The organism is Streptomyces sp. SudanB182_2057, from assembly GCF_964272715.1.
Lineage (GTDB): Bacteria > Actinomycetota > Actinomycetes > Streptomycetales > Streptomycetaceae > Streptomyces > Streptomyces rubradiris.
This window is the reverse complement of record NZ_OZ186798.1, coordinates 758,835-770,879: the sequence shown is the minus strand read 5'-3', so window position 1 is coordinate 770,879 and position 12,045 is coordinate 758,835. Positions and strand designations below refer to the sequence as shown.

Sequence of the window (12,045 nt, the reverse complement as noted above, 5' to 3'; positions counted from 1 at the left end):
TGCCGTACCGGGCCGCCGCCTGCTGCATTGGCGGGACGCGGATCACCGGGTCGGGGGAGTGGGCAGGCGGCCGACGGGCCGGACCCGCGGGCCGGTGTGACGATCACAGCAAGGTGACACAGCGATTCCGGCCGTCACCGCGGCCGGTGGGAGGACCACACGATGAACTCCGCTCTCAAGCGCCTGCTCGGCGCCGGCGCGGCGGTGGCCACGGGCGCCACCGCCCTGCTCGGCACCGGCGCCGGCACCGCCGAGGCCGCCGGCCGCGCCCACTGCGACCGCGCCGAGCGCCCCATATGGAGTGAGGGGCCCAGCCGTAACGTGACCGCCCGCCACTGCGACGTGCCGGACCAGGACCACCCCTGGTACACCGTCGAGTTCGACACCCTCGTACAGCCGCACCAGAAGGACGACTACGTGGACGGAGGCGTCGAGCGGACCGGCACCCTGCACGACAGAAGCATCAGGTGCATGGGCTACACCACCGACAAGGACACGGTGAACTGGTTCGGCTGCCTGCCCCGCCTGAAGCACACCTCCTGACCACGGGCTCCCGGGTCCGGCCGGTCAGGCCGGGGGACCCGCGACGCGCAGCACCGCCGTCGTGGCCGGCGCGCCGGCACCGGCGGTGGTGGTGATGGCACCGACGGCGGTGGGTCCAGTGCCGGTGGTGGGAGTGACGGGGCCGGCGGTGGAGGTGGCGTCCGTCCACCAGTCGGCGCCGTCCTCGGCGTACCTCAGCAGCACACCCTCGCGGATCGCCCAGGGGCAGACCACCGCCCGGGACAGGCCCATCAGCTTCAGCGCGGTGTGCCCCACCACCGCCCCCGCGAGGCTCTGCTCGGCGCGCGGCGCGGAGATCCCCGGCAGCCCGGCCCGCTCGGCGGCGGGCAGCGCGGCCAGCGCACGCACCGCCTCGCGCAGGTCCCGGCAGGCCAACTCCCGCTCCACGAACGGGCCGTAACGCCCCGGCGGCGCCCCGCACAGCCGGGCCAGCTGCTGGAACGTGCGGGAGGTGACGGCGACGGTACGCGGCCGCTCCCAGCGGATCCGCGCGGCCACGTCCCGCAGTTCATGGCGCACCCGGCGGCGCAGCTCCTTCAGCTCCTTCGGCCCGGGCGGATCCTGGAGAGTCAGATACTCCCTGGTCAGCCGGCCCGCGCCGAGCGGCAGGGATGCCACGAAGCCGGGCATCCGGCCCCGTCCGAAGGCCACCTCCAGCGAGCCGCCGCCGATGTCGAGCAGCGCCAGCGGGCCCGCCTTCCAGCCCAGCCAGCGGCGGGCCGCCAGGAAGGTCAGCTCGGCCTCCGTCTCCCCGGGCAGCGTGCACATGCGCACCCCGGTTCCGGCCGCCACCCGGTGCAGCACCTCGTGGCGGTTCGGGGCGGTGCGGACCACCGTGGTCGCGAAGGCCAGCGGGCCCGCCGCCTGCCATCTGCGGGCCGTGGCGCTCGCCGCGCCCACCGCCTCGACCAGCCGCCGCACCGCCTCGTCCGCGATCGTGCCGTCCGGGCCCAGGTGTTCGGACAGGCGCAACTTCCACTTGACCGTGTGCACCGGCAGCGGCACGCCCCCCTCGACGTCCGCGATCACCAGCCGCACCGTGTTCGACCCCGCGTCCACCACACTCACCCGCATGGCCGGGACGTACCCGTTCCACCGGTGCGATCACCCTTCGCACGAGGGGCGTTCCGGAGCACGGGCCCGCCGGGCCGCGCCTCGGGAGCGGCTCGCGCGGCAGTCCGACGCGGGCCGGGAGCGCGCAGCGCACGGGCCGGGGGCGAGCGGGCGCCCGTCCGGCGGCAGGGCGTGCGCACCGGCCGCACACCACGCCCGCCCCGGCCCGGACGGAGGTCCCGGACGGTGCGCGGACCGGCCCGTCGGCGCGCGAAAGTGCAAGAGGCGGGGGACGGGAGTCCATTGCCGCGGCGCGGCCGGAGCCGGATCGTTCCGTGCGACCGGCCCTTGAGGCAACTAGGAGCTACCGTGCGACTGTCGATCCGAGCGGGCGGCGCCGTGGCCGCCGCCGTCGCCCTGGTCCTGGGCAGCGGCACCGCGTCCCCCGCCGACACCCGCTACACCGTGACCGTGGGCACCCCGGTACCGTTCCCGCACCCCACCGACACCCCCGCCACCGCGTTCACCGACCGCGACGGCACCTTCCACTACCAGCAGTCCGCCGCGCTGTACGGCGCCGACGACCCCCGGGTCTGGGACTTCTACACCGGCGAGGACTTCGACACCGCCGTCTTCGACCGGACCCTCAGCGAGGCGGCCGACCCGGCCAACCCCGCCGACCGCAACGACGACACCACCTGGCGCTGCGACAACAGCCCCACCGGACGGGAGGCCACGTACGCGCCGGCCGGCTCCGGATACGCGCGGAAGAACTACTGCGACCTGTCCGGGGTGTGGATCGACCCCGACACCGGCGACTGGTACGGCCTGGTGCACAACGAGTTCACCCCGCGCCCCTTCGGCGACGGACTGCACTACGACGCCATCGACTACGCCGTCTCCACCGACCGGGGCCGCACCTGGACCATCGAGGACCACGTGCTCACCTCGCCGTACAGCACCAGGCGCGGGGACACCACGGCCTTCCCGCACGAGACGTACTCCTACGGCGACGGCGACCAGCGCCTGTTCGTCGACACCGCCTCCGGCTACTTCTACGTCTTCTACGGCTCGCGGATCGTCGACAAGAGCGGCGGCTGGAAAGCCTTCTACGCCCATGTGGCCCGCGCCCCGATCGCCGCGAAGATGGCCCCCGGCTCCTGGCGCAAGTGGTACGACGGCGCCTGGTCCCAGCCCGGCACCGGCGGCCGGGAGAGCAACATCGTCCCCGTCGACGCCGCGCACCCCACCGGCCACACCCCCGTCGAGTCCGAGTACGACCCGTCCTCCACCGGCACCGCGGCCGAGCAGATCGCGGCCGGGAAGATGCCCCCGACCTCACCGCTGTTCGTGATGAACATCGCCTACGACGCCCACCTCGGCCGGTACATCGGCACCCCGCAGGCCGTCGACCAGAGCGGCGGCGCACCCCAGCAGCTGTACGCCACCGACGACCTGGCCACCCAGAAGTGGCAGCTCATCGGCGACACCGGCGACTACACCACCGCCTCCTGGTACCGGTGGTTCCTGGATCCCGTGAGCCGCACCGGCTCCGCCGTGCTCGGCCGGACCTTCCGCGCGTACTGCTCCTTCGGCTGCTCCCACGGCTCCTCGGGCGAGTACGCCGACGTCACCGTGGACTCCGCCACGCCCCCCGCCCCGCCGGTGGACGCCGGCCGCCGCTACCGCATCGCCGCCGGCACCGGCCGGATCCTCGCCCAGGAGTCCGGCGGCCCGGCCGTCACCTCCCGCGCCCGGCCCACCGGCTCCGCCCGCGAGTCGTGGTCCTTCATCCCGACGGGAGACGGCGCCTTCACCGTCGCCAACGCGGCGACCGGCCGCCTGCTGGGCGTGGACTCCGCGCGGACGGCGGGCCGGGCCTGGGGAGCGCGGCCCACGGTGACCCCCGCCCCGGCCGGCGGACCGGCCGTCGGACAGCAGTGGTTCCTGATCGCGAACTCCTCCGCCCCCGGCACCCACCGCCTGGTCAACCGCTACAGCGGGCTCGTCCTCGGCCTGTCCGCGACCCCCGGCCGGCTCGCCGAGACCACTCCGCAGCGCACCTGGACGGCCCCCGCGGGATCCCTGGGCGACGGCCGCACCGCGGCCGAGCAGACCCTGTCGTTCACACCGTCCCGGGCCTGACGCACGGCGGCCCGGGAGCCCCGGCTCACGAAGGAGGTGCTGTCCGAAGGCTTGTGGTCGGCTTGGTTCATCCCTTAAATCAAAACCTGAACTAAGCCGTGGGGCCGGTGGGTCGGTCCCGCCACGTCTGGAGCCGCCGTATGAGATGGAGACCCCTGGGTGTCGCGCTGGCCGCAACGGCCGCGCTGACCGCCCTGCCCGCCACCCACCCCTCGGCCGGCGCGGCCGAGATCCCCCTGTCCCAGGGGAAGACGGCCACCGCGTCGTCCGTGGAGAACGCCGGCACCGCGGCCGGCAAGGCCGTCGACGGCGACACCGGCACCCGGTGGTCCTCGGCCGCCGGCGACGACGAGTGGCTCCAGGTCGACCTGGGCGCCACCGCCTCGGTCAGCCGGGTGGAACTCGACTGGGAGGCCGCCTACGGCAAGGACTACAAGGTCCAGATCTCCGGGGACGGCACGACCTGGACCGACCTGAGGTCCGTCACCGGCTCCGACGGAGGCGCCGACGTCCTCGACGTCTCCGGCCGGGGCCGCTACGTCCGCATGCTCGGCGTGCACCGGGCCACCCCGTACGGCTACTCCCTGTGGGAGTTCCGGGTGTTCGGCGGCACGGACACCGGCCAGGCGGGCTGCGACAGCGGCAACGCGGCCAAGGGCAGGCCCGCCACCGCCTCCTCCACCGAGAACGCCGGCACCCCCGCCTCCGCCGCCTTCGACGGCGACACCGCCACCCGCTGGTCCAGCCGGGCCGCCGACCCGCAGTGGCTCCAGGTCGACCTCGGCGCCGTCAAGGACATATGCAAGGTCGACCTGAACTGGGAGGCCGCCTACGCCAAGGACTTCCAGATCCAGGCCTCCGCCGACGGGCAGAACTGGAACACCCTCAAGTCCGTCACCGGTGCGACCGGCGGCACCGCGTCCTACGACGTCAGCGGCTCCGGCCGGTACGTACGGATCAACGGCACCGCGCGCGGCACCGGCTACGGCTACTCCCTGTGGGAGGTCGGCGTGCACACCGGCACCAGCGGTCTGCCGCCGGTCCAGGGCGGCGGCGACCTCGGCCCGAACGTCATCGTCGTCGACCCCTCCACGCCGAACCTCCAGCAGAAGTTCGACGACGTCTTCGCCCGGCAGGAGTCCGCCCAGTTCGGCACCGGCCGCTACCAGTTCCTGCTCAAGCCCGGCACGTACAACGGCATCAACGCCCAACTCGGCTTCTACACCTCGATCTCCGGCCTCGGGCTGAACCCCGACGACACGCAGATCAACGGCGATGTCACGGTCGACGCCGGCTGGTTCAACGGCAACGCCACGCAGAACTTCTGGCGTTCGGCGGAGAACCTCGCCCTCAGCCCGGTCAACGGCACCGACCGCTGGGCGGTCGCCCAGGCAGCGCCCTTCCGCCGCATCCACGTCAAGGGCGGCCTCAACCTCGCGCCCAACGGCTACGGCTGGGCCTCCGGCGGCTACATCGCCGACTCCAGGATCGACGGCACCGTGGGCCCGTACTCCCAGCAGCAGTGGTACACCCGGGACAGCTCCGTCGGCGGCTGGACCAACGGCGTGTGGAACATGACCTTCTCCGGCGTCCAGGGCGCCCCCGCCACCAACTTCGACAACGGCCCGTACACCACCCTGGACACCACCCCCGTCTCCCGCGAGAAGCCCTTCCTCTACCTGGACGGCTCCGCCTACAAGGTGTTCGTCCCGGCCAAGCGCACGAACGCCCGGGGCGTCTCCTGGCCCGCGAACGCCGGCACCTCGCTCCCGCTCGACCGGTTCTACGTGGTCAAGCCCGGCGCCACCGCCGCCACCATCAACGCGGCCCTCGCCCAGGGACTCAACCTCCTGTTCACCCCGGGCGTCTACCACCTCGACCAGACCATCGACGTCACCCGCCCCGACACCGTCGTCCTCGGCCTCGGGCTGGCCACCCTCATCCCGGACAACGGCATCGACGCGATGCACGTCGCCGACGTCGACGGCGTACGGCTCGCCGGATTCCTCATCGACGCGGGCCCGGTCAACTCCGACACCCTGCTGCGCATCGGCACCCCCGGCGCGACCGCCGACCACTCCGCGAACCCCACCACCATGCAGGACGTGTTCATCCGCATCGGCGGCGCCGGACCCGGACTCGCCACCAACTCCGTCGTGGTCGACAGCGACGACGTCGTCATCGACCACACCTGGATCTGGCGCGCCGACCACGGCAGCGGCGTCGGCTGGGACACCAACCGCGCCGACTACGGACTGCGCGTGAACGGCGACGACGTCCTGGCCACCGGCCTGTTCGTGGAGCACTTCAACAAGTACGACGTCCACTGGAGCGGGGAACGCGGCCGCACGATCTTCTTCCAGAACGAGAAGGCGTACGACGTCCCGAACGCCGCCGCCGTCACCCATGACGGCATCGTCGGCTACGCGGCCTACAAGGTCGCCGACTCCGTCACCACCCACGAGGCCTGGGGCCTGGGCAGCTACTGCAACTTCACGGCCGATCCGTCGATCGTCCAGACCCACGGCTTCCAGGTGCCCGTCGCCCCGGGCATCAAGATGCACGACCTGCTGGTGATCTCCCTCGGCGGCAAGGGCCAGTACGCCCACGTCGTCAACAACACCGGCGCCCCCACCTCGGGCAGCGACACCATCCCCTCCAAGGTGACGTCCTTCCCGTAGGACCCGTACGGCACCGCCCGCGGGACGCGCCAGGCCTCACCCCTCGGCCTGGCGCAACTCCTCCCACGCCCGGCCGCGCAGCCCCGCGTCGCCCAGTACGTCCGCCGCCGTGCAGGCCAGCGCCTCCACCACGGCGAGGAGCACCCGGCGCGCCCGCTGCGAGGCCGCGGCCTCGGCGAACTCCGGCGTGTGGTCCGAGCCCCCGGAGCCCATGATCGCGACGAAGGGATGGATGGCGGGCACCCGGCCGCTGACGTTGCCGATGTCGGAGGAGCCCAGATAGACGCCGGGAGCGGGCGCGGTGAGGGCGATCCCGGCCCGGTCCAGATGCCCGGCGAACCGCTCCGACAGCGCGGAGCTGTCCCGGAAGTGCTCATAGCGCACGCTCGCCCGCTCCACGGTCACCGTCGTGCCGGTCGCCCGGGCCACCCCCTCGGCGGCCGTGTGCAACTGCCCGGCCAGCTCGTCCAGGGCGGCCGTCGTCAGCGCCCGCAGCCCGAACCGCCCTTCCGCGTACTCCGGGACGATGTTCGTGGCCGTGCCGCCCCGCGTGATGATGCCCTGCACATGGGAGCCCTCCGGCAGCCGCCGGCCGAGCGAGGACAACACGTTGAACAGCTCGATCAGCGCCGCCAGCGCGTCGATGCCCTCGGTCGGATTGCCCGTCGGATGCGCGGCCCGGCCCCGGAAGGCGACCCGGTACTGCTCCTGCGCCGTGAGCGGGGCCCGCACCCAGTCGTACACCCCCGGATGGAACATCAGGGCCGCGTCCACCCCGTCGAAGACGCCCGCCTCCACCTCCAGGGCCTTGCCCCCGCCGCCCTCCTCGGCCGGCGTGCCCACCGCGAGGACCGTGCCCTCCCCGCCGTCCCGCACGGCGTCCAGCACCAGCGCCGCCCCGAGGCCGGCCGCCGCGATCAGATTGTGCCCGCAGGCGTGGCCCAGCCCGGGCAGCGCGTCGTACTCCAGCGGGAACGCCACCACCGGCCGCCCCCGCCCCGAGCGGGCCGTGAACGCCGTCGGCAGCCCCGCCACCTCGCGCCGCACCTCGAACCCCGCTCCCTCCAGCTCCCCGGAGAGCAGCGCCGCCGCCCGGTGCTCGTCGAACGCGGTCTCCGGGTCCGCGTGCAGCGCCGACGCCACGGACCACAGCGCGTCGGCGCGCCGCGCGACCTCCTCCCCGATCCGGCGGTACAGCGACACGGGACCTCCTCGGTGCGGCGGGTGTGCTCCGTGCCGGGCCGGGTTCCACCCGGACGGCGCCTGACACCGGGCCACCGGGTTTGGGGCGCCCCGCCCGTGCAACACGGTGGGTGCGCGACCGAACAGCTCAGGAGGCAGCCATGGACCACTCCCGCGTACCCGTGCTGGAGGCTCTGCAGGAGTTCCGGCGACGAGGGGACGTGGTGTTCGGGCCGCCCGGGCACAAACAGGGCCGGGGAACCGATCCGCGAGTGGCCGACGTCCTCGGGCTGGACGTGTTCCGCTCGGACGTGCTCACCCTCAACGGGCTGGACGACCGCCGCCAGTCCCAGGGCGTGCTGGAGCAGGCCCAGGAACTGATGGCCGACGCGGTCGGCGCCGACCACGCGTTCTTCTCCACCTGCGGCAGCTCCCTGTCCGTGAAGACCGCCATGCTCGCGGTCGCCGGACCGGGGGAGAAGCTGCTGCTGTCCCGCAACGCCCACAAGTCGGTCATCGCCGCCGTGATCATCAACGGCGTGGAGCCCATCTGGGTGCACCCCAAGTTCGACGGCGAACGGCACATGGCCCATCCGCCGGAGGCCGACGACGTCCGCGACCGGCTGCGCGAGCACCCCGACGCCAAGGGCATGCTGCTGATCACCCCCACCGACTGGGGCACCTGCGCCGACGTGCGCGCGGTCGCCGACGTCTGTCACGCCGCCGACGTCCCCCTCATCGTGGACGAGGCATGGGGCGCCCATCTGCCCTTCCACCGCGGCCTGCCCGTGTGGGGCATGGACGCGGGCGCCGACCTGGTCGTCACCAGCGTGCACAAGATGGGCGGCGCCATCGAGCAGAGCTCGGTCTTCCACCTCCAGGGCGACCGGGTCTCGCCCACCGTGCTCAAACAGCGCGAGGACCTGCTCGGCACCACCAGCGCCTCCTGCCTGGTCTACGCCGCCCTCGACGGCTGGCGGCGGCAGATGGTCGAGCAGGGGCACGACCTGCTGGACGCGGCCCTGCACCGCGCCGAACGCGTCCGGGCCCAGCTGCGGGAACTGCCCGGACTGCGGGTGATGGGCGGCGAGATCATCGACGAGGGGCTGGCCGCCGAGTTCGACCCGCTGAAGATCGTCGTCGACGTACGCGGCCTCGGCATCAGCGGCATGCAGGCCACCGAGTGGCTGCGCACCAACTGCCACATCGACATGGGCGGCTCGGACACCTGCCGGATCAGCGCCTCCATCACCCACTCCGACGACGAGCAGACCGAGAAGCTGCTGGTGGAGTCCGTGCGTTCGCTGGTGGAGCGGGCCGACGACATCGAGCGGCGCCCGGCCGTGCACCTGCCCGAGCCGCGCGCCCTGGAACTGGAGCAGGCGGTCCTGCCCCGGGACGCCTTCTTCGGCCCCGCCGAACAGGTGCCCGCCGAACGGGCCGTGGGCCGGATCGCCGCCGAGACGCTCAGCCCTTACCCGCCGGGCGTGCCGGTCGTGGCACCCGGCGAGGTCATCACCGCGGAGATCGTGGACTATCTGCGCAGCGGAATCGCCCACGGTTTCCTCGTGCCGGACGCGGCGGACTCCTCCCTGGACACCTTCCGCGTCCTCGCCCGCCCCTGACCGGCCGGGCTCCCCCCACCGTTCGAACTGCGCCGCGCCGGGGCAGCGCCTAGGGTGGCCGTGCGGGCGGCCGGGCACCGGCGGCCTGCCCCGGGTCAAGAAGCCGGCCCTGCTGACGGACACGTCCGCGGCAGGGGGCTGTGGCCCTGCCGACGGTCTCCGGGCCGGACCAGCGCGTCCGGCGGGCCCGCCGTCCCGGCAACTCGATACGAGACGGCCCGACTTCACCCCGACCGGGATCTCCTTGAGGTTCCCGGTTTCGGACGCCCCGGCCCGGGGACCTCGGTACGAGGCCACCACCGTTCCCCTCCGCCCGGGACCCGCCCGACGCGAGCCGTGGTGCCGGCCGCCCGCCCCGGCGGGCCACCGTGCGGCGGACACCCGCTCGTCCGAGCCGGGTCCGCCCCCCGTGACCAGCGAAGGAATTGCCACTGATGAGCGAGACGAACCCTCTGAAGCGAGCCGCGGACAAGGTGGCGGACGCCCTCCAAGGAGGACCCCAGGGTCCCGAGGACGGCATCCCGGGCAAGCCGGGCCCCAGGACGCCGCCGGTCGCCGAGCCGACCGACCCCCACGAGCCCTTCCCGCCCAAGCCGGACCAGACCGGCCCCGACACCGTCTCCCCGACCGGGCAGCCCACCGGCGCCGACCAGGCCCGGATGGCGCAGAGCGGAAGCTACCTGACCAACGCCCAGGGCACCCGGCTGTACGACACCGACCACTCCCTCAAGGCCGGGCCCCGCGGCCCGGTGCTCCTGCAGGACCACCACCTGCGGGAGAAGGTCATGCACTTCGACCACGAGCGCATCCCCGAGCGCGTGGTCCACGCCCGCGGCGCCGGGGCGCACGGCGTGTTCCGCAGCTACGGCACCGCGGCCAACGTGACGAAGGCGGCCTTCCTCGCCGAGGACGTCGAGACACCGGTGTTCGTCCGCTTCTCCACCGTGCTCGGCTCCCGGGGCTCCTCCGACACCGTCCGCGACACCCGCGGTTTCGCGACCAAGTTCTACACCAGCGAGGGCGTCTTCGACCTGGTCGGCAACAACATCCCGGTGTTCTTCATCCAGGACGCCATCAAGTTCCCCGACGTCATCCACGCCGGCAAACCGCACCCCGACCGGGAGATCCCGCAGGCACAGAGCGCCCACGACACCTTCTGGGACTTCGTCACCCTGCACACCGAGGCCGCCCACCACACCCTGTGGAACATGTCCGACCGGGGCATCCCGCGCTCCTACCGCACCATGGAGGGCTTCGGCGTCCACACCTTCCGCCTGGTCAACGCCGCCGGCGAGACCACGCTGGTGAAGTTCCACTGGAAGCCGAAGCTGGGCGTGCACTCCCTGGTGTGGGAGGAGGCGCAGATCATCAACGGCGTCGACCCCGACTTCCACCGCCGGGACCTCGCCGACGCCATCGAGGCGGGCGCCTACCCCCAGTGGGAGTTCGGCATCCAGACCTTCCCCGACACCCCCGACCAGACCTTCGAGGGCATCGACCTGCTGGACCCGACCAACATCGTCCCCGAGGAACTGGCCCCCGTGCAGCCGATCGGGCTGCTCACCCTCGACCGCAACCCGTCCAACTTCTTCGCGGAGACCGAGCAGGTCGCCTTCCACGTGGGCCACCTCGTCCCCGGCATCGACATCACCGACGACCCGCTGCTGGCCGGCCGGCTCTTCTCCTACCTGGACACCCAGATCACCCGCCTGGCCGGTCCCAACTTCCCGCAGATCCCGATCAACCGGCCGCACGCCCCGGTCAACGACATGCTCCGCGACGGCTTCCACCAGACGGCCGTCCACCGGGGCACGGCCCCCTACCGGCCCAACTCCCTCGACGGCGGCTGCCCGTTCACCGCCGGCGCGGACCTGGGGGCGTACGTGGAGACGCCCGTGCGCGTCCCCGAGGCGACCAAGGTCCGCGAGGCGCCCGAGTCCTTCAGCGACCACTTCAGCCAGCCGCGCCGGTTCTGGCTGAGCATGAGCCCGCCCGAGCGCGAGCACATCATCGGCGCCTACACCTTCGAGCTCGGCAAGTGCTACGAAGTGGCCATCCGGGAAAGGGCGTTGCAGGTCCTCGCCAACATCGACCCGGAGCTGTGCGCGGGCGTCGCGGCCGGCCTCGGCCTGCCCGCGCCCGAACCCACCGTGCCCCTCGCCGACGTCCAGCCCAGCCCCGCCCTCTCCCAGGTCGGGCACACCTGGCCCACCGACGGCCGGATCATCGGCATCCTCACCGGGCCCGACGGCGACCTCGACGGCGTACGGGCCGTCCGGCAGGCGGTCCTCGACGGCGGCATGGTCCCGCTGATCGTGGCACCGGTCGGCGGCACCCTCGGCGACGGCGCCGACGCCCTGACCGTCCAACGGACCTACGCCACCGCGCGGTCCGTGGAGTTCGACGCGGTGCTGGTGGCGGGCACCCCCGGGGTGGGCGCCGACGCCTTCGGGGCCCGGGACGCCAAGGCCGGCCAGCCCACCGCCGGAGTGGCCACCCCCGACCCGCGGGTGGGGCTGCTGCTGGGCGAGGCGTTCCGGCACGGCAAGGCCATCGGCGCGGCCAAGGGCGGCGAGGCGGCCCTGGAGGCGGCCGGCATCCCGCTGGACGCGCCCGGTGTGATCGCCGGGGACACCGCCACCGGAGTGCTGTCGGAGCTCACCCGGCTGCTCGGCGCACACCGGGTCTGGGAACGCTTCCCGTCCGCCGCCTGACCGGCCGGACGGGGGAACGGCCCGGCGGGGGCGCCCGGACGGCGTAGCAGCGGAGGCGAACGGCGCGCCCCCCGGGTGTGA

The 12,045-nt window shown here is 73.4% G+C and carries 7 protein-coding genes; 5 read left to right on the top strand and 2 right to left on the bottom strand.

The window, feature by feature from the left end; all coding sequences use genetic code 11:
* Positions 1–162 precede the first annotated feature (162 nt).
* Complete coding sequence (locus tag ACSURM_RS03095) at positions 163–543, top strand: hypothetical protein (protein WP_436953232.1); 381 nt, start codon at positions 163–165, stop codon at positions 541–543.
* A 24-nt stretch (positions 544–567) separates the two neighbouring features.
* On the opposite strand, the gene ACSURM_RS03090 is transcribed toward ACSURM_RS03095, so the two are convergent.
* Positions 568–1,638 carry a Ppx/GppA phosphatase family protein gene (locus tag ACSURM_RS03090; protein WP_436953230.1) on the bottom strand — a complete coding sequence of 357 codons (1,071 nt, stop codon included), beginning with the start codon at positions 1,636–1,638 and terminating at the stop codon, positions 568–570.
* Between the two features lie 348 nt (positions 1,639–1,986).
* Here ACSURM_RS03090 and ACSURM_RS03085 point away from each other — a divergent pair, with 348 nt between their 5' ends.
* Positions 1,987–3,762 carry an RICIN domain-containing protein gene (locus ACSURM_RS03085; protein ID WP_436953228.1) on the top strand — a complete coding sequence of 592 codons (1,776 nt, stop codon included), beginning with the start codon at positions 1,987–1,989 and terminating at the stop codon, positions 3,760–3,762.
* Positions 3,763–3,902: 140 nt separating this feature from the next.
* Positions 3,903–6,443, top strand: a complete 2,541-nt coding sequence (locus ACSURM_RS03080) for a discoidin domain-containing protein (protein ID WP_436953226.1) — start codon at positions 3,903–3,905, stop codon at positions 6,441–6,443.
* Between the two features lie 36 nt (positions 6,444–6,479).
* On the opposite strand, the gene ACSURM_RS03075 is transcribed toward ACSURM_RS03080, so the two are convergent.
* A complete protein-coding gene (locus tag ACSURM_RS03075; protein ID WP_436953224.1) occupies positions 6,480–7,646 on the bottom strand; it encodes an amidohydrolase in 1,167 nt (388 codons plus the stop codon).
* Between the two features lie 140 nt (positions 7,647–7,786).
* Here ACSURM_RS03075 and ACSURM_RS03070 point away from each other — a divergent pair, with 140 nt between their 5' ends.
* Both ACSURM_RS03070 and ACSURM_RS03065 read left to right on the top strand, forming a co-directional pair.
* Complete coding sequence (locus ACSURM_RS03070; protein ID WP_436953222.1) at positions 7,787–9,250, top strand: aminotransferase class I/II-fold pyridoxal phosphate-dependent enzyme; 1,464 nt, start codon at positions 7,787–7,789, stop codon at positions 9,248–9,250.
* Positions 9,251–9,684: 434 nt separating this feature from the next.
* Complete coding sequence (locus ACSURM_RS03065) at positions 9,685–11,964, top strand: catalase (protein WP_436953220.1); 2,280 nt, start codon at positions 9,685–9,687, stop codon at positions 11,962–11,964.
* Positions 11,965–12,045 lie beyond the last annotated feature (81 nt).

Coding starts and splice junctions, on each gene's coding strand:
- ACSURM_RS03095 (WP_436953232.1), top strand. CDS start 163: ATGAACTCCGCTCTCAAGCGCCTGCTCGGCGCCGGCGCGGCGGTGGCC.
- ACSURM_RS03090 (WP_436953230.1), bottom strand. CDS start 1,638: ATGCGGGTGAGTGTGGTGGACGCGGGGTCGAACACGGTGCGGCTGGTG.
- ACSURM_RS03080 (WP_436953226.1), top strand. CDS start 3,903: ATGAGATGGAGACCCCTGGGTGTCGCGCTGGCCGCAACGGCCGCGCTG.
- ACSURM_RS03070 (WP_436953222.1), top strand. CDS start 7,787: ATGGACCACTCCCGCGTACCCGTGCTGGAGGCTCTGCAGGAGTTCCGG.
- ACSURM_RS03065 (WP_436953220.1), top strand. CDS start 9,685: ATGAGCGAGACGAACCCTCTGAAGCGAGCCGCGGACAAGGTGGCGGAC.